Here is a 26,229-nt window from a genome sequence, read left to right as displayed (position 1 = left end):
TCATCGCACCGAGGCCTGGTAGATCTCCTCGACGGCGTCCCGCAGCGCGCTGTTGAACTCGTCGTCACTCTGCTGATACCGCAGGTCCTGCACCAGCGCCCGGGAGAAACTGGCGATCAGCCGGTGGTTGCGCGCGAGCCGTTCGTCGGCCTCCTGCCGGGTGTAACCCCCGGAAAGCGCGACCACTCGGAGAATGCGGGGGTCATCGATCAGGTCGCGGTAGAAGTCGTCGACGCTCGGGATCGACAGCTTGAGCATCACCGGCTCGCCGACCGTACCCAGACGATCCACGATGCCCTGCTTGAGCAGTTCCTCGGCCGCCTGCTTGTCGTCGCTGCGGACGTCGACCTCGGGCTCGAGGATCGGCACCAGGCCCGCGGCGAGGATCTCCCGCGCGTACTCGAACTGCTGATCCAGGACCTCGTCGATGCCCGCCGCGTCGGCCCGGCTGATGAACGACCGCATCTTGGTGCCGAAGATCCGCCGCTCCACCGCCCGCTCGAGCAGCCCGCCGAGCCGGGTGAAGGGCTTCATCAGCCGTACGCCGCCGGTCTCGTCGGCCAGACCCTCGTCCACCTTGACGAACGGCACAATGCCTTTGCGCTGCCAGAGATAGTCGGGCGTGGGGACGCCGTCAACGTCCCGGTCCATCGTCTGCTCGAAGAGAATCGCGGCGAGCACCCGCTCCCCCGTGAACGCGGGCGACGAGATGATCCGCGCCCGGAAGGCGTGCATGAGGTCGAACATCTCGCCGGACCCGGCCGGCACGCCATAAAGCTCCAGCGCCTTCGGCGTACTCCCACCACTCTGATCCAACGCGGCGAAGAACCCTGCTCCGTCGGCCACCCGCACCCGCTGCTCATCTCGCATGATGCCGAAGTACCCGCCCCGCCCCCATCGACGCCGTCTCGTGGGTCACGTGACCCGCTTGCGTATCCTTCGGCCGACACGGGAGGTGCGGTGGGCGCGAAAACAGCGTTGCTGGCATTCAGCGACGGAGATCTGCGATCAGCACTACGCCATGCGAGTCCGTCACCGACCGGCAAGGCGGAAGCGCTCGTCCGCGCGATCCATCCCGGCCACACCGTCACTCACGCCGGCGAAAGCACGCTGTGGTTGTCGGTCAATCCGCGCGACGACGTCACGTACGCCACCGTGCTGCCCGGGGCTGAGCTCATCTGTGATTGGCGCCTTGTCCTCGACCGCCCATCCGACTTGCCGGACCATCTGGTGCGCGCCGGTGCGGGCCGCCGGATCGTCATGCACGGCATGCATTCGGTGGTCGACTGGCTCTGCTTCGCGGTGTGGGAGGACGGCGAGCTGGTCCGTTCCCTGAGCCTGTCCCCCGACAGCGGCATCATCGAGAACATCGGCGAGCCGTACGAGTTCGAGCGCCCGTACTGGGCCGGCGAGCGCGCCGTCGAGCCGGATCCCACCTGGGACGACGAAGACCCTTATCCGCTGCCCTTCCACCCGCTGGAACTGGGCGAGGAAGCGTTGAGCGCATTGTTCGGCTTCGTCATCGAAGGTGAGCCCTCCCCCAGCGACATCGACACCACAAAAGTCCCCGTACACCGTTTCACCGTCACCGACCCCACCGGCGACGAACAGGCCACCCGTGAGGCAGTTCGCGACCAGGTCACGCAATCGATGGGCCCACCCCGCATGTACCAGATGGGCCCCGACGGCACCATGCACGAAGTCGCCATCGACGACGTCTTCCCGGCCGTCAGCCCCGACGGAGAACGCCATCCACCACCTGACTGATTCGAGAATCAGCACCCGCCGAGCGCCGGCCCGCTGACGTGCGCTTTCCCTGGCGGGCGCGGCCGGAGGCATTTCGATCTCGCTGTACTGCCCAGTCCGAGCAATCCATCATGGGCGAATGCCAAGCACCAGAAACATTCTGTCCTACCGGTCAAGCGGTTCCATTCTGAGCATCTACTCGAAGGACTCGATCCTGTCCGTAGGCTCGTTGGGATCAATTCTGTCCGTAGCCTCAGTGGGCTCGGTCCTGTCCATCCTGTCGATCGGCTCCTTCGGCTCCGTCCTCTCCGTGGGAGCCTTCGGTTCCCTGCTGGCCATAGGCGCCTTCGGCGCAGTAGCCACCACGGGCTCCTACACCGTCGCGGCCCTGGTCGTCGTAGCCGTCCTGGCGATGCTGCTCCTGATCAGCCTCGCCGGCCGCACCATCACAAAGACCCCAACACGCCACTGACAACGCACCGCCGGAGTTGGACCGAACCAACCTCAACAAGATCAGAGAAGCTGTTCCAGCAGTCCGGAGAATTAACGAGCTCATGAAGCGGCCACTCGTCAGCGCGATTCGATTTCGCCGACGAGGTAGTAATGCCGGCCAAACCCCGGAAAGCAAAAAACGCCCGGACCGCAGCCCGGGCGTTTCACAAGGGTGGAGCTGAGGGGACTCGAACCCCTGACCCCCACACTGCCAGTGTGGTGCGCTACCAGCTGCGCCACAGCCCCTTGCCGTCCCCGGTATGCCCGGGCACGGAAGAAATACTACACACCTCCCGGCGGCGTCTGCCGGGACCCCCTCAGTTGAGGGCGGGATCCGGGGGGAAGTGGGCCACCGCGGCCAGGATGTCGCCCTGGCGGCGCAGGACCATGGCCCACAGGTCGTCGGGGCGGGTCATGAACGGGTCGCCGGGGAGGGCGTCGAGCAGGAACCAGGAGCCGGAGGCGATTTCCTCCTCCAGCTGGCCGGCTGACCAGCCGGAGTAGCCCGCGAACACCCGGATGCCGGCGAGGCTCTCGCGCAGGCGGTCGGGGTCGGCCGAGAGGTCGACCGTGCCCAGCGCGCCGGACACCTGGTGGAAGCCGGAGATCCGCTTCTTCACGTCGGGGCGGGTGCGGGCCAGGCAGATCGCCGACTCGGGCTGCACCGGGCCGCCCTCGAACAGCACCGCGGGGTCGCCCGCCAGCTCGCCCCAGCCGCCCAGCACGTCGGCCACCGGCACCTCGGTCGCGCGGTTGAGCACCACGCCGAGGGCGCCGCCGGTCTCGTGGGCGACGAGCAGCACGACCGTACGGTCGAAATTCGGGTCCTTGAGGGTCGGCGTCGCCACCAGCAAGCGACCGGTCATGGACTCCATCGACCGGCCTCCGATCCGCTGGCCCTCGCTATACATAAGCCGTCCCTACCAACGCCATGCATCGCACATTAGCCCGAGATTCCGGCCACGGATAAGGTCTGGACATGAACCCAGCGGCGGAGATCGGCGTCATCGGTGGCTCGGGGCTCTACAAGCTCCTGGACGGCGCGGTCGAGCACGAGGTGTCCACGCCCTACGGTGCGCCCTCCGACCCGATCACTGTCGCCCAGGTGGGTGACCGCCGGGTCGCTTTCCTGCCCCGCCACGGGCGCGATCACCGCTTCCCGCCCCACCGCATCCCTTACCAGGCCAATCTCTGGGCGCTGCGCGCTTTGGGCGTCCGGCAGATCGTGGCTCCCTGCGCCGTCGGCGGCCTGCGCCCGGAGCTCGGCCCGGGCACGTTCGTGGTGCCCGACCAGCTGATCGACCGGACGAGTGGGCGCGCGCAGACGTTCTACGACACCGGCGCGATCCACGTGAATTTCGCCGACCCGTACTGTCCGGACGGCCGCCGTGCCGTCCTGGCCGCCGCCGCGCCGGTCGCGGCCGTCGACGGGGGCACGATGGTCGTCGTCGAGGGCCCGCGTTTCTCGACCCGCGCCGAGTCGCGCTGGTTCACCTCGATCGGCGGCGCGGTGATCAACATGACCGGTCATCCCGAGGCGGTGCTGGCCCGCGAGCTGGGCCTCTGTTACACCTCGATCGCCCTGGTCACCGACCTGGACGCCGGGGTCGAGGGCGAGCACGGCGTCACTCAGGAGGAGGTCTTCCGGGTGTTCGCCGACAACACCGAGCGCCTCCGCGGCGTACTCCTGGAGGCGGTGACCGGGCTGCCGGCCGAGCGCACCTGCCCGTGCGCGTCGGCGCTGGACGGCCTGAAGCTGCCGATCGAGCTGCCGTGACCGATCCGGACGGCCATTTCGGCGAGCGGGTCGCCCGGACCTACGACGACTCGACCGGCGCGGAGTTCGACCCGGCGGTCATCGCGGCGACGGTCGACGTCCTGGCCGACCTGGCCGGGCCGTCGAGGGATGCGCTCGAGTTCGCGATCGGCACCGGGCGTGTCGCGGTTCCGCTGGCCGGGCGGGGCGTCGCGGTGCACGGCATCGACCTGTCCGAGGCGATGGTCGCCCGCCTGCACGACAAGCGTCCAGGGATCCCCGTCCAGATCGGCGACTTCTCTTCCGTACGGCTGGAAGCGCGCGAATTCGGCCTGGTGTACCTGGTCTTCAACACGGTCATGAACCTGACCACGCAGGATGCCCAGGTGGAGTGCTTCCGCAACGCCGCCGCGCATCTGCGCCCCGGTGGCCGCTTCCTGGTCGAGGTGATGATCCCCGAGCTGCGGAAGCTGCCGGCCGGGCAGACCGTGGTGCCGTTCACGGTGACGCCGTCGCGGTGGGGGTTCGACAGCTACGACGTGGCCACCCAGGCGATGGCCTCGAACTATCTGACTCTGCACGACGACGGCCGGGGTGAGTTCTGGGCGGTGCCGTTCCGCTATCTGTGGCCGGCCGAGATGGATCTGATGGCGCGCCTCGCCGGTCTGGTGCCCGAGCACCGCTGGGACTCGTGGGCCCGCACCCCGTTCACCGGCGAGAGCACCAAGATCATCGCCACCTGGGTCAAGCCGTGAGCTCGCCGAGGTAGTCGTCGAGCTGCCGGACCATCTCGCCCGACGTGAGGTGCCCGGCCAGCACGTGCACGCTGAGTCCGTCGACCAGGGCGTGCAGGCGGCGGGCGGTGGTCTCGACGTCATCACCGACGGTCAGGTGGGCTGCCAGCTGCCGGCACAGCTCGTACATCTTGGTGAACTGCAGACGGTGCACCCGGGCCAGCGCGGGGTCGCCCAGACCGAGCGCGAGGAACGAGAAGGCAATGGTCGCCTCGGCGTGGCGGCGCTCGTCCACCGGCATCGTCTCCAGCAGGACTGCTTTCACCCCTTCCCGTACGCCGTCCGGCACCGGCATCGCCGTGATGCGCTCGGTGACCTGGTCGATGACCTGCTCGCAGGCGAAGGCCAGCAGCTCGCCGCGGGTGCCGAAATAGTGCCGCAGGGCTCCTGACGACCAGCCCGACTCCGCGGCCACCGATCGGATCGAGACCTCGGCCACCCCGTCACGGGCGATGACCCGGCCGACCGCGGCGGCGAGCTCCTGACGGCGTACGTCATGGTCCACGATCTTGGGCACATCTCATTATCGCACGACTGTGTTACAAAGGTTCTGACACGACCGTGCGAAATCGGGAGCAGACATGATCGTCGCAATCGTCGCGTGTGAGATCGGCTTCTGGGTGCTGCTCGTGGCCGGGCTGGCCGCGCGTTACCTGCTGAAGGCGCGCCGCCTCAGCACAGTGCTGCTGGTGTCGGTTCCGCTGGTCGACGTGGCACTGCTCGCCTTCTCGGTGATCGACCTGCGGCGCGGCGGTGAGCCCGCCCTGGGACACGCGCTGGCCGCGATCTACCTCGGCGTGTCGGTCGCCTTCGGCCATCGGATGCTGACCTGGGCCGATCAGCGGTTCGCGCACCGTTTCGCGGGCGGGCCGCCACCGGTGAAGCCGCCGGCCAAGGGCACCCGTGACCGGGCCGTCCATGAGCGCCGCATGTGGGTGCGCCACGTCATCGCGTACGGGATCGGGGGTTTGATCATGCTCCTGTTCACCGCCCTCGTCGGTGACGCCGACCGGACGGCGTCACTGTGGGGCACCTTCCGCCTGTGGACCGTCGTGATCGTGATCGACGGCCTGGTGGCGCTCAGTTACTCGGCCCGTCGGCCCATCTCGTCGGCGAAGGACCGCTGAGCGCTCCGCATGATCTCCAGCTCCGCCGGGTCCTCGAAAGCACCGAGGTCGGGGTCGGCGAGGTGCGTCTGCACCCACCAGATGTTGCCGACCGGGTCGCGCAGGCGGCCGCCACGGTCCCCCACGATGCGCGAGGTGAAGACCTCGGTGACCACGGTGGCGCCGGCCTCGACCGCACGGGCGAACACCGCCTCGACGTCCTCGACATAGACGCTCAGCAATGCGGGCATGTCCGGCCACCCGGGGCCGACGTCGAAAGCCATCACGACCGAGTCGCCGATCGTCACCTCGGAATGACCGATGGTGCCGTCGGGGTTGCGCACCTTCCGAGCCGGCTCGGTCCGGAAGGCCGACTCGACGAAATCGAGAAATCGGTCGGCGCCTTTGGCTGCTACATAGGGAGTCACGGTGTGCTTACCCTCGGGAATCGTCATACGGCCATCGTCGCGGAAATTGCGGTCATTTATCGACCGCGGACAACGGGCTGTTGCCTTCCCGGTCCCGGTAGGCCAGGGTGTTCCGAGCAGCTGACGAAAGGGATGCTCGTGAATGGGCTCTGGAGCCGCGTGGGTGTGCGCGCACTGTCGGTCGCAGTCCTGGCCGCAGGACTGATCGCCGGCGTCTATCTGGGTCAGGATCAGGGCGCCGAGCCGATCGGCGACACGGTGGCCAGCGCCGCCCAGGCCGACCTCGACATGCAGTTGCTCAAGCAGCATGAGGCCCAGCACGCCGTGGCCCGCGCCTGGAAGCGCGAGGCCGAGGGCAATGCCGCCGCCAAGGCCGCGGCCGCCGCCAAGGCCGCCGCCGGCAAGGCCCACAAGCTCGAGACCGCGGTGATCGCCGAGAAGAAGGCCGCCGAGAAGCGCAAGAAGGAGCAGGAGTCCAGCGGCCCGGTCGCCTACACCGGCCCGATTCCGACGTCCTGCAACGAATACTCCGGCAGCCGCGAGATCGGCTGCGCGCTGATGCTCGACAAGGGCTTCCCGATCGCCGAGTTCCCCTGCCTCGACAAGCTGTGGAAACACGAGAGCGGCTGGAACTACAAGGCCGAGAACAAGAGCTCGGGCGCCTACGGCATCCCGCAGGCCCTGCCCGGCCGCAAAATGGCGTCGGCCGGCTCCGACTGGAAGACCAACCCGGCCACGCAGATCAAGTGGGGCCTGGGCTACGTCAAGGGCCGCTACGACAGCCCGTGCGGCGCCTGGAGCTTCTTCCAGAACAACGGCCACTACTGAGCCGCGGTCCGGTTCGGACAGTCAGGATCACGAGGCCGGCACTCGCCAGACGGCAGCGGTGGCCTCGCCGTCGGCCCAGACCTCGACCGCGATCAGGTCGGGGCCGACGCCCCACACGGACGACACCTCGGACTCGCCGGGCGCGTGCCCGAGGTCGAGCCAGGCCACCGGAGTCAGGTCGGCCGAGCACACCAGTACGCCGTAATCCTCGTACTCCCCCGCCTGCAGGACGATGCGGTCGTCGCTGAGGAAACAGCCGTACAGGTCGAGGCCGCCGTCGTCGAACGCCAGGCCGGCCCCGCTCAGCTGAGCCAGCGGGCGCAAAGCCGGCCAGTCCACCACGGTGGCCACGTCGCCGAAGCCGGGGTGCGGCGTCAGCAGGAGCCGGCCGCCGGACGGGTCGAACCCGGAGACGCTCACGTCCTCCCTCATCGGCTTGACAGCGAGGCGGTCGCCGAGCACCCGCGTCACAAAGGTGGCGCTGCCGTCCTGCCCCAGCCCGGCGTCGAGCAGGATCGACCCGTCGTGCGGGTGCGGGACAGCGAACACCCCGGCATCGATCACGTCCAGCTCCGCCCGGTCCACGACGGTGCCGGTCCGGGCCTCGACCAGGTGAACCAGATGCTCACCCTTCGACTCGTACGGCCGGCCGTCGTGATCGCGGCGCTCGACCACCGGCGCCGTGACGACCAGCCGGTCGCCGCCCACGAACACCGCCGCGTCCGCTGCCTCGATGCCGATCTCGACAGTCCGGTCGCCGTGCACAACGAGGTGATCGCGCGCGCCGAGCACCACACTCGACAGATCCGGCGTAGCGGCCAGCAGTTTGCCGCCACCGGGCACATCGACGTCCCGCCGCCGCACTGCTCGCAGCTGCTCGTCGAGCGCCACAACCGTGCCACCGGTCAGCGCATACCGAGCCATCACACCCAGACCGACCGGCGCCAGGTCGTGTCCCGGCCGGAGGTCGGTCAGCCGATGAACAAGTTCCGCGGAGATCCGTCGCACCGCGGCATTCTCCCCCACCGATCGCCTGGACACTTCGTCGCGCCGCGGTCCCGGTCACCGCGGCCAGGCAGAAATCAGCCGGAAGCCCTCTTGCGCTCATCTTGTTTGCGATCCAAACTGATTGGACCCGCACACAGGAGGCGCGAGATGGCTGAGTTCGCCCACGACCGGGAGACCGGGCACCCCGAGCAACTGCTGGCCGACCTCACCCGGATGCGAGGAGCCGTGCGCCGCGACCGCCAGGCGTCGGCGTTTCCCCTGCTGCTCTTCGGGGTGCTGACGCTGGCCTCGGTGCCGCTCTATCTCGACCCCGTCGGCCCGGACGCCCTGCGGGCCTCGTACGGGAACTCCCCGCTCGCCGGGCTCGGTGGCGACCTGCTGCGGCACTCCGCGGCCATCGGCTGGTATTGGCTCGTCGCCCTCATCGCGGGCTACCTCGGCACGCTGGAGTGGTATCGCCGGCACGCACTCAAGGTCGGCGTCCAGACCCGTACGCGGAAATACCTGATCGCCGGGATCCTCGGGGTGCTCGGCGGTCTGGCGCTCGGCCCGGTCCTGAACTTCCTGGCCACCGGCACCGCGGCCACGGTCTCGGACATCGTTACGTCGGTCTTCCGCCCGATCTTCGCGCTGCTCTACCTCGGGCTGATCCCGATCCTGGTGATCGCCGCCGGCCTGCTGGTGCTGGCCCGGCTGGAACGCAGCCGGCTGCTCGCGCTGACCGGCGGGGTGCTGATCGTCCTGCTGGCCCTGGCCCCGGTGTACGTCAACACAGCACCGTTCGGCGACGACTTCCCCAGCGTCGGATATCTTCCCACTGTGCTCCTGCCCGCCCTGGTCCTGCTCGTCGCCGGCGTCGTCGCCGTGCTGCGGGCCCGCCGCGCCCGTCCATGAATGACGTGACCGACGCGGACCCGCCCCCGCACCCGACCCAGGCGCTCGACGACACGGTCCACCAGCGTCATCGGCTCGGCATCCTGACCATCACGGCCGAAGCCGAGCGGGTCGAGTTCACCTACCTGCGCGACATGCTCCACCTGACCGGCGGCAACCTCTCCCGCCACCTCGCGGTCCTCGAAGAAGCCGGCCTGATCGAGACGACCAAGGGATACGAGGGCCGCCGGCCGAGGACCTGGATCGCCATCACCGCGGCCGGCCGCAGCGCCCTGGCCGCCGAGCTGGGGGCGCTCGAGGAACTGGTCCGCCGCCACCGGCGCAGCACCGATATTTGAGCGCGCCCGGCCGGCGTTTCCGGCACCATGAGCTGATGCAGCCGCGCCGCGAGCGAATGATGCGCCCCCACTCGGGGCTCCGCGGCGTGCGCTAGCACCACCACCACGGCCAGGCCCCTGTCACGCGGGGCTTGCGGCGTCGTTCCTCCGCATGGTTTCCCCGCTCGGGGCAGGGCGAGCGGAAGAGGCAGACGATGACCGCCAACGGACGTTTCTACATCACGACAGCCATCCCCTACGTCAACGCGGCGCCGCACCTCGGGCACGCACTGGAACTGGTGCAGGCCGACGTGCTCGCCCGCCATCGCCGGCAGCGCGGCCATCCGGTCCGGTTCCTGACCGGAACCGACGACAACGCGCTCAAGAACGTCGCCGCGGCCCGCGCCGCCGGGGTGGATGTGCGTACCTTCGTGGACAGCAACGCCGCCCGGTTCGCCGCGCTGCGGGACCCGCTGGCGCTGTCGTTCGACGACTTCATCCGCACCAGCGCCGACCCGCGCCACCCGGCCGGGGTGACCCAGCTGTGGCAGGAGTGTGCCGCCGCCGGCGACTTCTACCACCGCCGTTATGCGGGGCTGTATTGCGCCGGCTGCGAGCAGTTCTATCCGGAGACGGAGCTGACCGGCGGCGGTCTCTGCCCGGAACACCTGGTGCCCCCGGACCACGTGGCCGAGGACAACTGGTTCTTCCGCCTCTCGCGATATGCGGACCGGCTGCTGGTCCTCCTGCAGACCGGACAGGTACGCGTCGAACCGGCCGCTCGCCGTAACGAGGTGCTGGCGTTCGTCCGGGCCGGCCTGGCCGACTTCAGCGTCTCGCGGCCGGCCGCGCGGGCCGGCGGCTGGGGCATCCCGGTGCCCGGCGACCCCGGCCAGGTGGTCTACGTCTGGTGGGACGCCCTCACCAACTACGTCACGGCGCTCGGCTATGGCAGCGGCCGGCCCGAATACGAGCAGTGGTGGGTGGATTCGGCCGAGCGGGTGCACGTCATCGGGAAGGGCATAGTCCGCTTCCACGCCGTCTATTGGCTGGCCCTGCTGCTGTCGGCCGGTCTGCCGCTGCCCACCGTCGTATTCGTCCACGACTACCTGACCGTGGCCGGGGCGAAGCTGTCCAAGACCGCCGGCAACGCGGTCGACCCCACAAGCCTGGTCGATCGGTACGGCGTGGACGCGGTCCGCTGGTGGCTGCTCCGCGAAGTGGCCCGCGTCGGCGACACCGACTTCACCGTCGAACGGCTCGTCCACCGAGCCGACGGCGACCTGGCCAACGGCCTCGGCAACCTGGTCAACCGCACGCTCACCCTGGTCCACAAATACCGTGGCGGCCACCTGTCCGAGGCGGCCCACTCCGGTGAGACCGCCCGCCTCGCCGACGCGGCGGCCACCCTGGCCGGCCGCATCGACCGAGCCCTCGACGCGTTCGACTTCCGCGCCGCCACCGACGCCCTGTGGTCAGTGGTGGACGAGGGCAACCGCCTGGTGGAGGCGGCGCGCCCCTGGGAACTGGCCCGCGCCGGGGACACCCTCCGCCTCGACACAGTGCTGACAGCCCTGGTCCAAGCATGCCGGACACTCACCGCCGAGCTACAACCGTTCCTCCCCACAGGCGCCCAACGCCTGCGGGACCAGTTGCTCACCGGATTCCAGGTCGGCCGACCGCAGCCGGCCTTCCCCCGAGTGGCGGCCGAGCCGGCGCCTTTCAGGCCAGATCGATGGTGAAGTCGCGGGCGGCTATGTCCAAGGTGCCGTCGAAGACTTCGGCGGCCGTGGACAACGCGATCTGAGGATCAGTTCCCGGCCAGAGGTGGGTCAGGAGCAGACGATCGGCACCGGCCTCCCCCGCTTGCCGACCGGCTGTGCGTGCGCTCGACAAGAATCGCCGGGAGTGGTCCGGCACGTGATCCGGGTAGGTGGCCTCGGCCAGTAGCAGATCCGCCTCCCTGGCCAGCTCCACGACGTGTCGGCTGGGCCCGGTGTCACCCGTGTAGGCGAGCACTCGACCATCGGCGGCCAGTCGGATGCCCGCATTCGGTTCCCAGTGCGGCAAGAGCCGGGTCTCGGCCCGGAACGGCCCGAGCTCGAGCGGGGCGCCGGGTACGACGTTGTGCAGCACGTACGTGTCGTCCAGCAGCCCGGGCCGATCCAGGGCCAGCACCGCGTCAAGCGCGCCGGCCAGCGCGTAGACCGGCAGGGGTGATGATGTGCGACCGCCCAGAGCCCGCGCCCGCAGCAACGGGTTGAGGTCCGCGCAGTGGTCGGGATGGCCGTGGCTGACGAATACCGCGTCGACCTCGTCCGCGGAGATTCGCCTCAGCAGCTGGGGGAGAGTCGCATAGCCGAGGTCGAGGAGCAGCCGGAAGCCGTCGTGCTCGACGAGGAACCCGCTGCACGCCTCGTCCGCCTGCGGCCACGCACCGCAAGCCCCGAGAACGCTGAGTCGCATGCGGGAACGCTACTGCAGTCGAACAGTCGCATCCGTAGCAGCAGGGATCTTCACAGGTCGCTCAATGTCACCTAGCATGTGCATTCAGCAACATCGATCGATGGTGCATGCCGTCGGGGGATCAATCGAATGGAGAATCCGTTGCGCCGTAAAGAATTCACGAAACGTGTCCTGGCCTCGGCCGTGGGCACGGTCCTCACCCTCGCGTCGGTCGGGGTCGTTCAGGTGGGCACGACGGGGTCGGCCGGCGCCGACGCCCGAGCCCTGGCACCCTGCATCGACCTGGACAACCTGCGCGCGTGGTATCCGACGTCCGGCTCGGCCAACGACAAATCGCCGACCTACACCACGACCGCCAACTGCGTGGACATCAACTTCGGTTGGGGTTCGACGAGCACCAGCGCGGCACCGCAGGGCCGCGTCCGGGTTTGCTTCGTGGGCGCCGGCTACTGCCAGAGTTCGTGGAAGAGCTACAACGGCAACACCGCGCCGGACACCATCGTCGTGGCGAGCAACGTGTCGAACGGCACGACTTACCAGGTGGAGTTCGACTGGGCATCGTCCATGCCCAGTGGCGTACAGATCGGATTCCGGATCTACGCCTGACGGCCGAACAGCCGGCCCGGTCCGTGTGCGCGACCGGACGGCACTCACCGGGCCGCAACGAACCGCACCGTGAGGTTTCAGGGGGCTCGACCTCCTGAGCAGGAATACCGAAACGGCCCCCTGTTCGCGCTGTGCGCGAACAGGGGGCCGCCGGGTAGTGGAGGTGCCGGGAATCGAACCCGGGTCCTTCGTCGCTTTGTCAGGGCTTCTCCGAGCGCAGCTCACTGTGCCTCTACTCGGCCCCGGGAATCACGTGAGCAAGTTCCTGTGACGGGCCCAGTCGCTGATTAATCTCGCCGCACGGTCCCCGCGACCGGGACCGATTGGCCAACCTCCTAGCTGATGCCGGAAATCCGGGACGGAGGTACTCCCGGTCCGACAGACTTAGCTACTCGCCTCAGGCGGCGAGTGCGAAGTCAGCGCGCTGGTTCTTGGCGCTTATTGTTTTCCGACGACCGATTCTCGAGACGACGTCGGCTTCCTCGGCTCGCTTCCCCTGTCTCCACATTCGAAGTCGAAACCAGTCACCCCCTGGACGGAACCACTACTACTTGTTCAGCTGTGCCATCTTACCTGACGCGGCAGGAGCCGCCCACCGCATTACAGCCGGCCGGCCGCGCGTCGCCCCGGCCGTCCTTCGACGTCTGGTAGCCGAAGGACGCGGTGCGGCCCGGCTCCAGCTTGCCTCCGGTGAAAACAATGCTGCTGCCGGTGAGATTCCCGCGCGCGTTCCACACCCCGCGCAGTTGCAGGTCCTCCAGGCCGCTGTGGCTGACCGTCACCTTCCACTCGACGGCCCGGTCGCCCTCGTTGGTGACGCGCACCGCGGCCACGTAGCCGCCGTCCCAGCTCGCCCCGACCGACAGCGTCGCCTCGACGTCCGTCTCCGGCGGCGGCGAGGAGGCGGGCTTGGTGGTCGCGGCGGGCTTGGTGGTGGGCCGGGACTTCGGTACGGGGTCGGAGGTGCGCGGCGGCTTGGGCGATTTCGACGGGCTGGTGGTGACCACTTCCGGCGTACGGGACGGCGGAGCCGACGACGGGGGCGGTGCCACCACGGTCACCCGCGGCATCGAGGGCAGCACAACCGAGGGTTGCCTCGACGCCTCGGCCGGGCCGACGGCACGCACCGCGACCCAGACGACGAGCAGCACCAGGATCGCCACGGCGAAGCTCAGGACGAACCGGGCCGTACCGAACACGCGAACGGAGTGCTTGGCGGCCAACCCCGAACCCCTTCCCTGCTACCGGCACCGGCGATGATCAAACTGCCGGCGGGGAAGGGTACCCGTTACGACATACCTTTGGCACGCCTGCCCAGCGAGCGGCTGATCTCCTTCTTGGCGTCGCGGTCGGCCAGGTCCTGCCGCTTGTCGTAGCTCTTCTTACCCCGGGCCAGGCCGAGCTCGACCTTGGCGTACCCGTTCTCGAAGTAGACCTGGAGCGGGACCAGGGTGATGCCGTCGTCGCGCATCTTGGTGCGCATCTTGAGGATCTCTTCGCGGTGCAGGAGCAGCTTGCGGACCCGCCGCGGCTCGTGGTTGGTCCAGGTGCCCTGGGTGTATTCCGGGATGTGCATCCCGTGCAGGAAGATCTCGCCTTGGTTCTCGTGGCCGAACGCGTCGACCAGCGAGGCCCGCCCGGCCCGCAACGACTTCACCTCGGTGCCGGTGAGCACCATGCCCGCCTCGTACGTGTCGAGGATGGCGTAGTCGTGGTAGGCCTTGCGGTTGGAGGCGACGACCTTGCGACCTTGTTCGCGTGGCATGTCGCCGAACCCCCTGTGGATGAGTGACTGAACTTCACAATGCTACTGAAGGGTCAACACAGGCACGGCGGCAGATAGTTCACCGGGTTGCGCGGGGCGCCGTCGAAGCGGGTCTCGAAGTGCAGATGGTTGCCGGTCGACGCGCCGGTGGTGCCGACCCGGCCGATCACCTCGCCGCGGCGCACGTACTGGCCGACGTCGACCAGCATCGCCGACTGGTGGCCGTAACAGGTCTGGAAGCCGACGCCGCTGATCTTGCCGTGGCTGATGCAGGTGTAGTTGCCGTACCCGCCGGCATAGCCGGCCCGGATCACCCGCCCGAAGGCGGCCGCGCGGATCGGGGTGCCCCCGCCGGCGGCGATGTCCATACCCGCGTGCAGTTGCCACACCCGGTAGTACGGGTCGTAGCGCTGGCCGTAGTCACTGGACTTCCACCCGGTCACCGGCATGAGCAACCGGCCGCCGCCGTACTTGGCGTCGCCCGACTTGACCGAGTAGCCGCGCAGGGCCGTCTCGATCCGGGCCTCCTCCGCCTTGGCCTGCTGATAACGGGCGAGCACGACGGAACGCTGGGCGGTCGCGACCTTCAGCGCGGCGTACCGGATCCGGGTGAGCTTGGCCAGCGCGACGCGGGCCCGCTCGGCGGCCGCCTGCGCCGCTCGCGCGGCGGTCAGGCGGTCGCGCGCGGCGGTCTCGGCCTCTTCGGCGGCGCGCTTGGCGACTCCGGCCCGGTCCTGTTCCGTACGGGCCTCGCGTCGCGCCGCGACCAGGGTGTCGACGTCCTCCTGCTGGCGGCGCATGATCTGCTCGACGATGCCGAGCCGGTCCATCATGTCGGACGGGCCGCTCGCGTCGACCAGAACGTTGAGCCGGGCGAAGTTGCTCCCCATGTAGCTGGCCGTGGCGATCTCGTCGACCCGCTCCCGGGCGCTGTCGGCGCGGTCGCGGGCCAGCTGGAACCGGTCGGCGACCTTGGCGTAGGCCGCCCGGGCGGCGGTGGCCCGGCGGCCGGCCGACTTGGCCGCGGCGAGAGCGGCGTCGACCGTACCGCGGGAAGTGGCGACCTTCTTCTGGGCGGCCGGCATCGCGGCGGTGGCCGTCTCGAGGCGGCGGGCGGCGGCTCGGGCCAGGTCGGTGGCGTGCTCGAGGACGGCCTCGGCACGCTGCACAGCCCGGCCGGCCCGGTCGGCGTCGTCGCCCGGGGCAGCCTTCGCGGGGTGGGGGGCGATCAGCAGCAGACCCGCGAAAAGTGCTGCTAGGGCGTATTTCCGGCTATGTCGTCGTTTGCGGCCCACGAGAAGCACCGTAACGCCACCTTCGGCGTCTTAGCTCCTAAAACGCCCAACGGCCGCGTCCCGGTGAGGGATCGCGGCCGTCGGTGTGAATTCAGCGGTGAGAACTAGACCTTGAGGTAGAAGCGGAGCGTGACCCACGCGGTGACCGCGCTGACCACCGCGCCGACGCCGGCCAGCAGCGGCAGCATGAGCCACACGTTGCCGTTGTCGATCGGGGTCAGGATGTTGGTCAGCGCCTGCAGCTTGTTGTCCAGCAGCACCAGCTTGCTCACGAAGAGGAAGATGAAGCCGAGCAACGCGCCGATCACGCCGGCCACCACCGCCTCGAGCACGAACGGGGCCTGGATGAACCAGTTCGACGCGCCCACCAGCTTCATGACCGCGACCTCGCGGCGCTTGCTGTAGGCGGCGACCTGGATCGTGTTTCCGACGAGGAGCAGCGCGGCCAGCGCCATCACCCCCGCGACCACGAGCGCCCCGACCTGGATGGCGTTGAAGATGTTGAACACCTTGTCGAGCAGCGCACGCTGATCGATGATGTCCTGAATGCCCTGCATCCCGGTCATCTGGTCGGTGAAGGTCTTGTAGGTCTCCGGGTCCTTGAGCTTGACCCGGAAAGACTCCGGCAGGCTGTTCGGACCGACCGAGTTGACGAATTCCGGCGAGTCCTTCCAGAGCTCCTGGAATCGCTTGAGCGCCTCTTCGCGGGTCTCGTAGGTCTTGTCGGCGACCAGCGGGTTCGCCGAGATCGCGGAGTCGATCGCCTGGCGCTGGGCGTCAGTGACGTCCGTGCGCAGGAAGATCGAGACCTCGATCTCGCCGTAGTAGAAGTTCTTCATCTGGTCGACCTGCATGTAGAGCAGCACACTCGCGCCCAGCATGGTCAGCGAGACAGCCATGGTGATGATCATGGCGATCGTCATGGTGACGTTGCGCCACAGGCCCACCAGGACCTCGTTGAGGACGTACTTCAAGCGCATCGGGGGGTTCCTTCCGGGACTCCGCGCATTACTTCTTCAGTCGGGGGAAACAGGCGGAGCTCAGCCGTAGACGCCGCGGGCCTGGTCGCGGACGATCCGGCCGCTTTCGATCTCGATGACCCGGCGGCGCATCTGGTTGACGATGTTGGAGTCGTGGGTGACCATCACGACCGTCGTGCCGGTCCGGTTGATCCGGTCCAGCAGTCGCATGATCTCGATGGAGGTGTCGGGGTCGAGGTTTCCGGTGGGCTCGTCGGCGAGCAGGATCAGCGGACGGTTCACGAACGCCCGGGCGACCGCGACACGCTGCTGCTCACCACCGGAGAGCTCGTGGGGGTAACGGTGCTCCTTGCCACCGAGACCGACCAGCTCGAGAACCTCGGGCACGACACGCCGGGAGACGGCCTTCGTCTTGCCGATGACCTCCAGGGCGAAGGCCACGTTCTCGTACGCGGTGCGGTTGGGCAGCAGGCGGAAGTCCTGGAACACACAACCGATGGAGCGGCGGAAGTGGGGGATCTTCCAGGATCGGATCGAGGTCACGTCCTTGGTGTTCACCATGACCTTGCCCTGGGTCGGGGCGACCTCGTGCAGCAGAAGCTTGATGATCGTCGACTTGCCGGAACCGGAGGGGCCGATGAAGAAGACGAACTCACCCTTCTCGATACCGACGCTGACATCGTCCAGCGACGGCCGAGACGCCTTGGGGTACGTCTTGGTCACGTTCTCGAGCTGAATCACGGGAAGGCAGTCTACGCGGTGTAACGGAAACGCCAAGCCCGCCGGGTCGGCCAATCTGCACCATCGGTAAAGAAAGCCGCGGCGGACGAGCGGCGCCTGACCGAGCGTTCAGGCGCCGTGGCCGTCCGTGCCGGAGACTCACCGCAGGAGCGGATCAGGCCGCCTTCTCGGTCTGCTTGCGCCACCGGATGCCGGCCTGGATGAACTCGTCGATCTCGCCGTCGAAGACCGACGACGGGTTGCCCGTCTCCTGCTCAGTGCGCAGATCCTTGACCATCTGGTACGGGTGCAGGACGTACGAGCGCATCTGGTCGCCCCATGATCCAGTGGTGTCCTGCTTGAGGCCGGCCATCTTGGCCTCCTCCTCCTGGCGCTTGCGCTCGAGCAGCCGGGCCTGTAGCACGCGCATGGCCGAGGCCTTGTTCTGAAGCTGCGACTTCTCGTTCTGGCACGTGACGACGATCCCCGTCGGAATGTGCGTGAGGCGCACAGCGGAGTCGGTGGTGTTAACGCTCTGTCCACCAGGACCCGACGAACGGTAGACGTCGACGCGCAACTCGTTGTCCGGAATGTCGATGTGGTCGGTCTGCGCGACCACCGGCATCACCTCGACGCTGGCGAAGCTGGTCTGGCGCCGGCCCTGGTTGTCGAACGGGCTGATCCGCACCAGGCGGTGGGTGCCCGACTCGACGCTGAGCGTCCCGAAGGCGTACGGGACCTTGACCGCGAACGTGGCCGACTTGAGCCCCGCCTCCTCGGCGTAGGACGTGTCGTAGACCTCGGTCGGGTAGCCGTGCCGCTCGGCCCAGCGCAGATACATCCGCATGAGGGTCTCGGCGAAGTCGGCCGCGTCGACACCGCCGGCGCCGGCCCGGATCGCCACCACCGCCTCGCGGGAGTCGTACTCCCCCGACAGCAGGGTGCGGACCTCCATCTCCTCGACGGCCTTGCTGAGGGTGACGAGCTCATCGCCCACCTCCTGCACCGAGGCCTCGTCGCCCTCGGCCTCGGCCATCTCGAGCAGGAGGCCGGCGTCGTCGATCCGGCCCCGGAGGCGGTCGAGACGGCTGATCTCGCCGGAGATGTAGGAGAGGCGGCTGTTCACCTCCTGAGCGCGGGCCTGGTCGTCCCACAGATCAGGGGCCGAGGCCTGCTCCTCGAGGTCTGCCTTGTCCCGGCGCAGCTTGTCGACGTCCAGGACGTTCTCGATGTTGCGCAGGGTGGCGTCGAGTGTCTTGAGTTGCTCGGGATAGTCGGCAGCAGTCACGACAGTCAAGACTACGCCGCCCCGGCCAGATAACTGGCCGGGGCGGCACGGTGCAGTTGGCCGGACAGTGTCAGTTTGCCGGCGCCAGCTTGAGCCAGCTCAAAGCGGCCTTGTGGTAGGCGACGGCGAACTCGAGGGCCGCGGCGCCGTACTGGTCGCCCGCCTTCTTCGCTTCCTTCGCCTGCTCCTTGGCCATCGAGAGGGCCTCGGCATGGTATTCGCTGGCCCCGGTGTAGAGGGTCTGCAACTGGTTGCCGCTGTGCTGCTCGCCGAAGGCGACTCGCAGCGCGATCGGGTTGCGCAGGGCGTCCCGGCCCGCGGGCTCGGCAAGCCACCGGCTGAAGGCTCGCTTGCCGGCGGCGGTGATGGCGTAGGGCTGGCTGGATCGGGGGCCGGGCTTACCGAGACGGACGTAACCCAGTTCGGCGAGAACCGGCAATTCGCGGTAGACCTGGCTCCGCGTCATCGACCAGTATGGCCCGAGGCGGCGTTCGGCAGCCGCCATTAGCTGACCACCGGTCATCGGCCCCTCGTGAAGCAGGCCGAGCAGAGCGGCAGCCGTGGGATTGATTTGAGAGTCGGGCATGCCTTCTAAGCTGCCACTTTGTCGCGCCGACGTCCAGGATTTCGCCCGATCCGTCCAGTTTGCGTCTCCACAATGAACTGTCCCGCACAGACAGTCCGACCACGAGGGTCGAGACGGCGCGTTCTGCCGAAAAAACGCGCACTGAGCAGCTAAAATGGCGCTAGCCAAACGGTCAGACGGCGATGCCGGGCATCAACTGCCTGAAACTGGACAGATCGTCACTGAGAAACGGCAACGTTCCGCTTATTTGCGACAATGGACTCCGTTTCGCCCCGTCGGTCCTCGGCGGACGGCTGTCCGGCCGCGCAGATTCGCCGCGTACCCTGACGTCCATGACAGAGCAGGAGGTCGCACCGGCCCCGCACCCGGCGGCCGCCGCCTCGTCGAGCGGTCTCGTGCTGGCCGGCGTCACCCTCGTCTGGATGGGCGCCATGTTGTGGTCGGCGCGCGCCACCATCACCGGGCGGGCCGACGTCGAGATGGAGGTCACCTCCTCGGCGTACGCGATGCCCGGCGCGATCTCGGCCGGCCTGGTCGCCGGGTCCACCGTGGCCCTGGCCGTCCTGGCCCGGCTGAGCCGGCGGCGTGAGATCGGGGCCACCGCACGCTTCGCGGTCGCCACCGGCAGTGGTCTGGTCATCGGCCTGCTGGGCGCCCTGGTGATCGTCACGATCAACACCGAGGGGTGGCTCTACGCGGTGATGGGCGGCACGGTGGCGGCCGCGGCGACCATCGGCGGCGCGCTGGCCGGCGTCCGCATCCCGCGCGTGGTGCACGCGATCGGCTGGGCCTCGGTGGCCGTCTTCGCGGTCGGCCTGGTGCTCAACCTGTTCCAGGGCCCGCTGCTCGACGCGCTCAGCTCCGACCAGGCGCAGTCACGGGCCGGCGCGTCCCAGTGGCTCACCTACGGCCAGGGGTTCCTCAGTGGTCTGGCGGCCGGCCTGGTGGCCTATGTCGTGCTGCGCCGCGCCCGCCGCCGCTCGGGTGGGCTGGACGTGCCGTGGGCCCTCTACGGCCTGGCCGGTGCCGGCGCCGGGCTGCTGCTGGTCATCGCCGAGATCCTGACCCGCACGGCCGGCAGCCGGGTGCTCGACCTGGCCGGCAAGGTGAGTGAGCTGGAGCTGGTGGTGCAGCAGATGCTCAGCGGCGCCCGGCTCAACAGTGCCCTGATCGTCCTGTTCGTCGGCGCGATCACCGCCACCATCGCGGTGGGCCGCACGATCGCCCCGGCCGAGGAGCCCGACGACGCCGAGTCGCCCGCCTCGGCGTCCTAGAGCAGTTCGTCGAGCTCCGACACCGCGTACCACTCGAGCTCGTGATCCTCGGCGCTGTCGACGGTGAACTGGGCGTCCGGGTCGCCCGCGGCGGCCTCGTCGACCACGTCGGCCGCGGCCGCCACCGACTCGGCGGCCTCCGCACTGTCCACGTGGATCGCGGCGACCTCCTTGAACGACACCGGCTCGGGCAGCCGTACGGTGCTCGAGCCGAGCTCCACGTCCTCGCGCACCAGGGCCGTCGACGGCACGTCGGCCGAGACCACCACGCGGCGGCGCGGGGCCTGCGGGTCGAGGCGGAGCAGGTGGAGAGCACCCTGGGCGGCCCGGGTGAAGGCGACGTATTCGAGCTCCTCCTCGTCGCCCTCCGCATACCACTCCCGGAGCGCGGGCGTCACGGCGTGCGCCTCCAGCGGCCCGGAGCCCAGCCGGCCGTCGGCGCGCAGGGCCGCCAGCATCGGCACGGTGGCCGGCACATAGACCCGGACCAGATCGGTGATCGGCACGTCTCCTCCAGCGGTAGACCAGTCCCCGTAGTACACCGCCGCCGCGGCGCGGGGCTGGTCCATTCCACCAGTCGTGCCCGGATCGTGGCCGTCCGGGGCCGGGCGATCAGCAGCCGCAGGCCTCGGCGACCGGGGCGGTGCGCGGATCGGCCGGAGCCGTGACGTCGCCGGTCGGCGTGCGCAGCGGGAAGCCCTCGCGGATCCAGTACTCGACGCCGCCGATCATCTCCTTGACCGAGAAGCCGGCCAGCGCGAGGGCCAGGGCGGCCCGGGAGGCGCCGTCGCAGCCCGGACCCCAGCAGTACGTCACGACGGGCACGTCGCGGTCGAGCAGATCGGCCGCGCGGGCCGGTATCTCGGCGGTGGGCAGATGGACCGAACCGGGCAGGTGGCCCTGGTCCCACGCCGCGCGCGACCGGGAGTCGATCAGCACGAAGCCGGGCTCGCGGCCGGCCAGCGCCGCCCGGACGTCGGCCACGTCGGTCTGGAAGGTGAGCCGGGCGGTGAAGAAGGCGGCGGCGGCCCGGGCGTCGTTCCGGGTGGCGGGACCCACAGAAGTCATCGTCATGGCTGTTCACGCTAGGTGCGACGGCCCCACCAGGACATGGTCGTTCCCCGGCGCATCTGGTGCGGGGCCGGGGAAACGCGTTTACTTGGCCGCCATGACCACGGATATCGCGCTCGACCGCACAGACTGGCAGCTGCTGACCGAGCTGCAGAAGGACGGCCGGTCGTCGTACGCCGAACTGGCCCGCGCCGTCGCGATGTCCCCGAGTGCTGTCGCCGAGCGGATCCGCCGCCTCGAGGAGGCGGGTGTGATCGCCGGCTATCGGGCCCGCCTGGACCCGGAGCGCCTCGGACTGACGGTCATGGCGTTCGTCCGGCTGCGCTACCCGACCGGCAACTACCGGCCGTTCCACGCGCTGCTCGAGAGCACCCCCGAGATCGTCGAGGCGCATCACGTGACCGGTGAGGACTGCTTCGTTCTCAAGGTGCTGGCCCGCTCGATGCGCCACCTCGAGGAGATCACCGGCCGGATCGCCGGCCTGGGCGCGGTGACCACGAGCGTCGTCTATTCGAGCCCGCTGACCGGGCGCGCCATTTCCGAACCCCGGTAACGCGGTCGGGGCTGATCGGTGGCAAACTGAGGCATCCTCGGCCAATGGGAGGCGACATGACGGAGACGCGCTTTCTCCTGCTCTCCGACGTGGCCACGGAGCTGAACGTCTCGGAGTCGCAGGTCTATCACATGGTCCGCAGCGGTGAGCTGCCCGCGATCAAGATCGGCGGCCGGGGTCAGTGGCGGGTCGAGCGGGCCCGGCTCGAGCAGTACATCGAGCAGAAATACACCGAGACGGCGGCCTGGGTCGCCGGCAACCCGCTCTCCACCACCGAGGCCGACTGAGCCACTCCTTTTGTCCCTCTTCTCGCCTGGCCCGGTTCGATCTCGGGCCGCGTTGACGATCGCTTCACGGCCGGGCCAGACTCGCTGTCGTAGGCAAACGTAGGCAAACGCAAGATAGAGACGAGGTGGTGCGGCGATGCCGAGGACGCTGGAGGCAACCCGTTCCGGGCCGGGACAGCAGCCCACGATCAGCCTGCGCCGCACCCCACGCTGTGAGCCGCCCTTCGACGACGAGCTCGAGCCGACGGTCTGGGCCACCGCCCACCAGCTGGCACTCAACCTGGCCCAGCCGGCGCCGGCCGATCTCGACCCCGGCGCGACGGCACCGGGCTCGGGCGGAGCGGGGCACTCCCCCGCCGGTGTCTCGGCCGACGCGAGACTGGCCGTCCGCCGGTTCGTCCGGGCCTGCGTCGAGGTTCTGAACGGCTACCGTCCCGCGATCCACCTCCGCCGCCTGGCCCGGCCCCTGGAGGCCTCCGAGGTGGTCGCTCAGGGCACAGCGGCCTTCCACCGGGTCTCCGAGCTGCGCGCGGCCCAGCCCGCCGATCACCGCCCCCGGCGCCGGCCTCCGGTGGCCGTTCTCCACGTGCGACTGTGTGAGCCCCGCCCCGGCGCTGTGGAGGCCGCGGTGGCCCTGCTGACCGTCGACCGCACCTGGGCCCTGGCCCTGCGGCTGGAGATGCATCAGGAGGTCTGGCGAGCCACCACCCTGCGCCTGATCTGACCACCGGCGATTACGACGGCGGCCCGCCGGCGGAGGTCATCCGCGGGCGGGCCGGTCGTCGAGCTGGAGCCTGTCTCAGAGTCAGGCTGCTCCGGGAGCCCCGTGGCAGCGCTTGTACTTCTTGCCCGAGCCGCAGTAGCAGGGAGCGTTGCGCGACGGGCCGTTCGAATCGGCCGCCTGACGCCCCGCGGGCTGCGTGCGCCGGCCCGTGGTGTGAGCCGGGCTCGCCGGGACCGGGGACCCGCCGGGGCCGATGCCCAGCGCCGGGGCCTGCTGCGGCGGCTGCGCGGGCTGGATCACCGGCGACCCCTCGCCCGCCTCGCCGTCGATCGCGGGCGCGGTGTATTGCAGGTTCTGCGGGCGACGGGTGCCGCCCAGACCCTTGGCCCGCACCTCGACGCGGTCGGAATCGGTCGCGTTGTCGTCAGTCATCACGCCGCCGGCGGGCAGGGGCACCGCCTTGCTGGGGTCGACGGTCACCGTGGGCTGCTCCTCGACCTGAACCTCCAGGTTGAACAGGAACCCGACCGCCTCCTCCTTGATGCCCTCCATCATCTGGTTGAACATGTCGAAGCCCTCGCGCTGGTATTCGACCACCGGGTCGCGCTGGGCGTACGCCCGCAGGTTGATGCCCTCCTGCAGGTAGTCCATCTCGTAGAGGTGCTCGCGCCACTTGCGGTCGATGACGCTGAGCAGCACCTGACGCTCGAGCTCGCGCAGGGCCTCGGCCCCCAGCTCCTCCTCGCGCGTCCGGTACGCCGTCTGCGCGTCCTCCTTGAGCTGCGCGGTGAGGAACTCCTGGTCGACCGCCTGACGCTCGCCGCCGGACTCCTCGATCAGGTCGTCGACGGTCACCGAGACGGGGTAGAGACGCTTGAGGTTGGCCCAGAGCTGGTCGAGATCCCAGTCCTCGGCGTAGCCGTCGGTGGTCGCCGCCAGCACGTAGTCGCTGACCACGTCGTCGATCATGTTGCCGACCTGGTCGTGCATGTCCTCACCGTCGAGCACGCGCTTGCGCTCGGCGTAGATGACCTGGCGCTGCTTGTTGAGCACCTCGTCGTACTTGAGGACGTTCTTGCGGATCTCGGCGTTCTGACCCTCGATCTGGGTCTGCGCGCTGCGGATCTGCCGGGTCACCATCTTGGACTCGATCGGCACGTCGTCGGGGATGTTGAACCGCTCCATGACGGCCTCGACCGCGCCCGCGCGGAACCGCTTCATCAGGTCGTCCTGCAGCGACAGGTAGAACCGGGACTCGCCCGGGTCGCCCTGCCGGCCGGACCGGCCGCGCAGCTGGTTGTCGATGCGGCGGGAGTCGTGCCGCTCGGTGCCGAGCACGTAGAGACCGCCGGCCGCCGTCACCTCGGACGCCTCCGACTCGCAGGCGTCCTTCCAGATCGGCAGGACCTCCTCGAGCGCCTTGGCGTACTCCTCCTCGTTCTCGACCGGGTCGAGGCCGCGCTGGGCGAGCTCGCTGGCCGCGAGGAACTCGGGGTTGCCGCCGAGCAGGATGTCGGTGCCGCGGCCGGCCATGTTGGTGGCGACCGTGACGCCACCCTTGCGGCCGGCCTGCGCGATGATCGTGGCTTCCTGCGCGTGGAACTTCGCGTTCAGCACGCTGTGCGGGATGCCCCGGCGGCGCAGGAGCTGCGAGAGGATCTCGGAATTCTCCACCGAGACGGTGCCGACGAGGATGGGCTGACCGGTGGCGTGCCGCTCGGCGATGTCCTCGATGACGGCCTCGAACTTGGCCTTCTCGGTCTTGTAGATGACGTCCGGGTGGTCGATGCGGACCATCGGCCGGTGGGTCGGGATCGACACGACACCGACCTTGTAGACGCTGTTGAACTCGCCGGCCTCGGTCTGCGCCGTACCGGTCATGCCGCCGAGCTTGTCGTAGAGCCGGAAGTAGTTCTGCAGCGTGATGGTCGCCAGGGTCTGGTTCTCCTGCTTGACCTCGACGCCCTCCTTGGCCTCGATGGCCTGGTGCATGCCCTCGTTGTAGCGGCGGCCGTGCAGGATGCGACCGGTGAACTCGTCGACGATCAGGACCTCGCCGCCCTCGTCGACGATGTAGTCCTTGTCGCGCTTGTAGAGCTCCTTGGCCTTGATGGCGTTGTTGAGGTAGCCCACCAGCGGCGTGTTGACCGACTCGTAGAGGTTGTCGATGCCGAGCCGGTCCTCGACCTTGGCCACGCCGCGCTCGGTGATCGCGATGGTGCGCTTGGCCTCGTCGACGTCGTAGTCGGCCTCGCCCTCCTTGCCGCGCTGGAGGCGGCCGACGAGTGCGGCGAACTCTCCGTACCACCGGGCCGAGTGCTCGGCCGGGCCGGAGATGATCAGCGGGGTGCGGGCCTCGTCGATCAGGATGGAGTCGACCTCGTCGACGATCGCGAAGTTGTGGCCGCGCTGCACCAGCTCGTCCTTCGACCACGCCATGTTGTCGCGCAGGTAGTCGAAGCCGAACTCGTTGTTGGTGCCGTAGGTGATGTCGCACTGGTAGGCGGCACGGTGATCGGCGGAGGGCCGGTTGGGCAGGATCACGCCCACCGTGAGGCCGAGGAACACGTGCACCCGGCCGACCCACTCGGCGTCGCGCTGGGCGAGGTAGTCGTTGACCGTGATGATGTGCACGCCCTTGCCGCTCAACGCGTTGAGGTAGGCCGGGAACACACCGGTCAGGGTCTTGCCCTCACCGGTCTTCATCTCCGGGATGTTGCCGAAGTGCAGCGCCGCACCGCCCATGAGCTGGACGTTGTAGGCCCGCTGGCCGAGGACGCGCTTCGCCCCCTCGCGAGCGACGGCGAACGCCTCCGGCAGCAGCGAGTCCAGTGATTCGCCGTCGGTGACCCTCTCCTGGAACTGCTGGGTGCACTCGCGCAACTCGTCATCGGTGAGGTCGACATAGTCGTCCTCGATCGAGTTGACCGCGTCAGCGATCGCTTTGAGCCGGCGCACCATGCGGCCTTCGCCGGCGCGTAGGACCTTTTCCAAAATCGACACGGGTCAACGCTCCCCTAGACAGTCTGCCGAACCATCGTAGGCATCCTTCCGGCGGAGCAGTTACCCGAGCCTCCGGTTAACCGCCTAAACAAGGTGAAACTTCGCATCAAGTTCGCTCAGAGCGGAGCCGTTCCGGCCCGATGGGCTGCGACAAAGGAAGGACGCCACGATCGCGAAGATCAACGGCACTGGCGTACGCGGCCGGGCGTGCCGCCGGGCGTTTCGCACCGGCGGGAGCGGTC

At 69.0% G+C, this 26,229-nt stretch carries 30 protein-coding genes, 1 tRNA gene, 1 other RNA gene and 1 pseudogene; 14 read left to right on the top strand and 19 right to left on the bottom strand.

Annotation, left to right across the window (positions count from 1 at the left end):
• The gene (locus NAG42_RS31585) at nt 1-870 is read right to left on the bottom strand and encodes a fructose bisphosphate aldolase (protein ID WP_250035574.1); all 870 of its coding nucleotides are present in this window, start codon (nt 868-870) and stop codon (nt 1-3) included.
• Between the two features lie 90 nt (nt 871-960).
• Between NAG42_RS31585 and NAG42_RS31580 the strand changes: the two genes are divergently transcribed.
• Nucleotides 961-1,767 (top strand): DUF6928 family protein, encoded by an 807-nt coding sequence (locus NAG42_RS31580; RefSeq protein ID WP_250035573.1) that lies wholly within the window; start codon nt 961-963, stop codon nt 1,765-1,767.
• 118 nt (nt 1,768-1,885) lie between these two features.
• Nucleotides 1,886-2,218, top strand: coding sequence for a hypothetical protein (locus tag NAG42_RS31575; RefSeq protein WP_250035572.1), 333 nt, complete (start codon nt 1,886-1,888; stop codon nt 2,216-2,218).
• Between the two features lie 193 nt (nt 2,219-2,411).
• Here NAG42_RS31575 and NAG42_RS31570 read toward each other — a convergent pair.
• Nucleotides 2,412-2,484 (bottom strand) — tRNA-Ala (locus NAG42_RS31570).
• A 71-nt stretch (nt 2,485-2,555) separates the two neighbouring features.
• Nucleotides 2,556-3,149, bottom strand: a complete 594-nt coding sequence (locus NAG42_RS31565; RefSeq protein ID WP_250035571.1) for a YqgE/AlgH family protein — start codon at nt 3,147-3,149, stop codon at nt 2,556-2,558.
• A 68-nt stretch (nt 3,150-3,217) separates the two neighbouring features.
• Here NAG42_RS31565 and NAG42_RS31560 point away from each other — a divergent pair, with 68 nt between their 5' ends.
• Together NAG42_RS31560 and NAG42_RS31555 are read left to right on the top strand one after the other, a co-directional pair.
• The gene (locus tag NAG42_RS31560) at nt 3,218-4,015 is read left to right on the top strand and encodes an S-methyl-5'-thioadenosine phosphorylase (protein ID WP_250035570.1); all 798 of its coding nucleotides are present in this window, start codon (nt 3,218-3,220) and stop codon (nt 4,013-4,015) included.
• On the top strand, nt 4,012-4,749 hold the full coding sequence (locus tag NAG42_RS31555; protein WP_250035569.1) for a class I SAM-dependent DNA methyltransferase: 738 nt from the start codon (nt 4,012-4,014) through the stop codon (nt 4,747-4,749). Before NAG42_RS31560 ends, NAG42_RS31555 begins: the two co-directional genes overlap by 4 nt.
• On the opposite strand, the gene NAG42_RS45140 is transcribed toward NAG42_RS31555, so the two are convergent.
• Entirely contained in the window at nt 4,739-5,305 is a 567-nt protein-coding gene (locus NAG42_RS45140) for a TetR/AcrR family transcriptional regulator (protein WP_250035567.1), read from the bottom strand. The genes NAG42_RS31555 and NAG42_RS45140 overlap by 11 nt on opposite strands.
• Before the next feature lie 64 nt (nt 5,306-5,369).
• Between NAG42_RS45140 and NAG42_RS31545 the strand changes: the two genes are divergently transcribed.
• Nucleotides 5,370-5,915, top strand: a complete 546-nt coding sequence (locus NAG42_RS31545; protein WP_250035566.1) for a hypothetical protein — start codon at nt 5,370-5,372, stop codon at nt 5,913-5,915.
• On the opposite strand, the gene NAG42_RS31540 is transcribed toward NAG42_RS31545, so the two are convergent.
• Nucleotides 5,873-6,349 carry a VOC family protein gene (locus NAG42_RS31540; protein ID WP_250035565.1) on the bottom strand — a complete coding sequence of 159 codons (477 nt, stop codon included), beginning with the start codon at nt 6,347-6,349 and terminating at the stop codon, nt 5,873-5,875. The two genes, NAG42_RS31545 and NAG42_RS31540, sit on opposite strands and share 43 nt — an antisense overlap.
• A 111-nt stretch (nt 6,350-6,460) precedes the next feature.
• Between NAG42_RS31540 and NAG42_RS31535 the strand changes: the two genes are divergently transcribed.
• Nucleotides 6,461-7,150 (top strand): aggregation-promoting factor C-terminal-like domain-containing protein, encoded by a 690-nt coding sequence (locus NAG42_RS31535; protein ID WP_250035564.1) that lies wholly within the window; start codon nt 6,461-6,463, stop codon nt 7,148-7,150.
• A 27-nt stretch (nt 7,151-7,177) separates the two neighbouring features.
• On the opposite strand, the gene NAG42_RS31530 is transcribed toward NAG42_RS31535, so the two are convergent.
• Nucleotides 7,178-8,158 carry a hypothetical protein gene (locus NAG42_RS31530; protein ID WP_250035563.1) on the bottom strand — a complete coding sequence of 327 codons (981 nt, stop codon included), beginning with the start codon at nt 8,156-8,158 and terminating at the stop codon, nt 7,178-7,180.
• 147 nt (nt 8,159-8,305) lie between these two features.
• Between NAG42_RS31530 and NAG42_RS31525 the strand changes: the two genes are divergently transcribed.
• From NAG42_RS31525 to NAG42_RS31515, 3 genes are all read left to right on the top strand, one after another.
• On the top strand, nt 8,306-9,052 hold the full coding sequence (locus tag NAG42_RS31525) for a hypothetical protein (protein ID WP_250035562.1): 747 nt from the start codon (nt 8,306-8,308) through the stop codon (nt 9,050-9,052).
• Nucleotides 9,049-9,390 carry a winged helix-turn-helix domain-containing protein gene (locus tag NAG42_RS31520; RefSeq protein WP_438872482.1) on the top strand — a complete coding sequence of 114 codons (342 nt, stop codon included), beginning with the start codon at nt 9,049-9,051 and terminating at the stop codon, nt 9,388-9,390. The genes NAG42_RS31525 and NAG42_RS31520 overlap by 4 nt, the downstream gene beginning before the upstream one ends.
• Nucleotides 9,391-9,584: 194 nt before the next feature.
• The gene (locus tag NAG42_RS31515) at nt 9,585-11,111 is read left to right on the top strand and encodes a methionine--tRNA ligase (RefSeq protein WP_250035558.1); all 1,527 of its coding nucleotides are present in this window, start codon (nt 9,585-9,587) and stop codon (nt 11,109-11,111) included.
• On the opposite strand, the gene NAG42_RS31510 is transcribed toward NAG42_RS31515, so the two are convergent.
• The gene (locus NAG42_RS31510) at nt 11,092-11,835 is read right to left on the bottom strand and encodes an MBL fold metallo-hydrolase (protein WP_250035557.1); all 744 of its coding nucleotides are present in this window, start codon (nt 11,833-11,835) and stop codon (nt 11,092-11,094) included. The genes NAG42_RS31515 and NAG42_RS31510 overlap by 20 nt on opposite strands.
• Before the next feature lie 141 nt (nt 11,836-11,976).
• On the opposite strand from NAG42_RS31510, the gene NAG42_RS31505 reads away from it, so the two are divergent.
• The gene (locus NAG42_RS31505; RefSeq protein WP_250035556.1) at nt 11,977-12,441 is read left to right on the top strand and encodes a hypothetical protein; all 465 of its coding nucleotides are present in this window, start codon (nt 11,977-11,979) and stop codon (nt 12,439-12,441) included.
• A 155-nt stretch (nt 12,442-12,596) separates the two neighbouring features.
• On the opposite strand, the gene ssrA is transcribed toward NAG42_RS31505, so the two are convergent.
• The 8 genes from ssrA to NAG42_RS31465 form a co-directional block, all read right to left on the bottom strand.
• Nucleotides 12,597-12,973, bottom strand: a transfer-messenger RNA (tmRNA) gene (gene ssrA, locus NAG42_RS31500).
• Between the two features lie 37 nt (nt 12,974-13,010).
• Nucleotides 13,011-13,640 (bottom strand): cellulose binding domain-containing protein, encoded by a 630-nt coding sequence (locus NAG42_RS31495; protein ID WP_250035555.1) that lies wholly within the window; start codon nt 13,638-13,640, stop codon nt 13,011-13,013.
• Nucleotides 13,641-13,729: 89 nt separating this feature from the next.
• Complete coding sequence (gene smpB / locus NAG42_RS31490; protein WP_250035554.1) at nt 13,730-14,206, bottom strand: SsrA-binding protein SmpB; 477 nt, start codon at nt 14,204-14,206, stop codon at nt 13,730-13,732.
• Nucleotides 14,207-14,259: 53 nt separating this feature from the next.
• Entirely contained in the window at nt 14,260-15,510 is a 1,251-nt protein-coding gene (locus NAG42_RS31485) for a M23 family metallopeptidase (protein ID WP_250035553.1), read from the bottom strand.
• 95 nt (nt 15,511-15,605) lie between these two features.
• Nucleotides 15,606-16,481 carry a permease-like cell division protein FtsX gene (gene ftsX, locus NAG42_RS31480; protein ID WP_250035552.1) on the bottom strand — a complete coding sequence of 292 codons (876 nt, stop codon included), beginning with the start codon at nt 16,479-16,481 and terminating at the stop codon, nt 15,606-15,608.
• Nucleotides 16,482-16,541: 60 nt separating this feature from the next.
• On the bottom strand, nt 16,542-17,222 hold the full coding sequence (ftsE, locus tag NAG42_RS31475) for a cell division ATP-binding protein FtsE (RefSeq protein WP_250035551.1): 681 nt from the start codon (nt 17,220-17,222) through the stop codon (nt 16,542-16,544).
• 154 nt (nt 17,223-17,376) lie between these two features.
• Nucleotides 17,377-18,489 carry a peptide chain release factor 2 gene (prfB, locus tag NAG42_RS31470; RefSeq protein WP_250035549.1) on the bottom strand — a complete coding sequence of 371 codons (1,113 nt, stop codon included), beginning with the start codon at nt 18,487-18,489 and terminating at the stop codon, nt 17,377-17,379.
• A 70-nt stretch (nt 18,490-18,559) separates the two neighbouring features.
• Entirely contained in the window at nt 18,560-19,075 is a 516-nt protein-coding gene (locus tag NAG42_RS31465) for a PadR family transcriptional regulator (protein WP_250035548.1), read from the bottom strand.
• 332 nt (nt 19,076-19,407) lie between these two features.
• Here NAG42_RS31465 and NAG42_RS31460 point away from each other — a divergent pair, with 332 nt between their 5' ends.
• Nucleotides 19,408-20,349, top strand: a complete 942-nt coding sequence (locus NAG42_RS31460; RefSeq protein ID WP_250035547.1) for a hypothetical protein — start codon at nt 19,408-19,410, stop codon at nt 20,347-20,349.
• Here the strand turns inward: NAG42_RS31460 and NAG42_RS31455 are convergent.
• Both NAG42_RS31455 and NAG42_RS31450 read right to left on the bottom strand, forming a co-directional pair.
• A complete protein-coding gene (locus NAG42_RS31455; protein WP_438872487.1) occupies nt 20,346-20,849 on the bottom strand; it encodes a DUF6912 family protein in 504 nt (167 codons plus the stop codon). The genes NAG42_RS31460 and NAG42_RS31455 overlap by 4 nt on opposite strands.
• Nucleotides 20,850-20,961: 112 nt before the next feature.
• Entirely contained in the window at nt 20,962-21,423 is a 462-nt protein-coding gene (locus NAG42_RS31450) for a rhodanese-like domain-containing protein (RefSeq protein WP_250035546.1), read from the bottom strand.
• A gap of 94 nt (nt 21,424-21,517) precedes the next feature.
• Between NAG42_RS31450 and NAG42_RS31445 the strand changes: the two genes are divergently transcribed.
• The 3 genes from NAG42_RS31445 to NAG42_RS31435 all read left to right on the top strand — a co-directional run bounded on the left by NAG42_RS31445 (nt 21,518) and on the right by NAG42_RS31435 (nt 22,984).
• Nucleotides 21,518-21,973, top strand: a complete 456-nt coding sequence (locus tag NAG42_RS31445) for an Lrp/AsnC family transcriptional regulator (RefSeq protein WP_250035545.1) — start codon at nt 21,518-21,520, stop codon at nt 21,971-21,973.
• Nucleotides 21,974-22,029: 56 nt separating this feature from the next.
• Nucleotides 22,030-22,260 carry a helix-turn-helix domain-containing protein gene (locus NAG42_RS31440; protein ID WP_250035544.1) on the top strand — a complete coding sequence of 77 codons (231 nt, stop codon included), beginning with the start codon at nt 22,030-22,032 and terminating at the stop codon, nt 22,258-22,260.
• 136 nt (nt 22,261-22,396) lie between these two features.
• Nucleotides 22,397-22,984: an Rv3235 family protein gene (locus NAG42_RS31435; protein ID WP_250035543.1), complete on the top strand. Its 588-nt coding sequence runs from the start codon at nt 22,397-22,399 to the stop codon at nt 22,982-22,984.
• Nucleotides 22,985-23,065: 81 nt separating this feature from the next.
• Here NAG42_RS31435 and NAG42_RS45580 read toward each other — a convergent pair whose 3' ends face one another.
• Complete coding sequence (locus tag NAG42_RS45580; RefSeq protein WP_498370598.1) at nt 23,066-23,416, bottom strand: SEC-C metal-binding domain-containing protein; 351 nt, start codon at nt 23,414-23,416, stop codon at nt 23,066-23,068.
• 57 nt (nt 23,417-23,473) lie between these two features.
• Nucleotides 23,474-25,987, bottom strand: a pseudogene (secA, locus tag NAG42_RS31430) (preprotein translocase subunit SecA); the annotation flags it as partial.
• Nucleotides 25,988-26,229: the final 242 nt, after the last annotated feature.

Source organism: Paractinoplanes maris (assembly GCF_023544465.1).
GTDB classification, from domain to species: domain Bacteria; phylum Actinomycetota; class Actinomycetes; order Mycobacteriales; family Micromonosporaceae; genus Actinoplanes; species Actinoplanes maris.
Note: the sequence above shows the minus strand (reverse complement) of the source record. Positions and strands in the feature narration are given on the sequence as shown.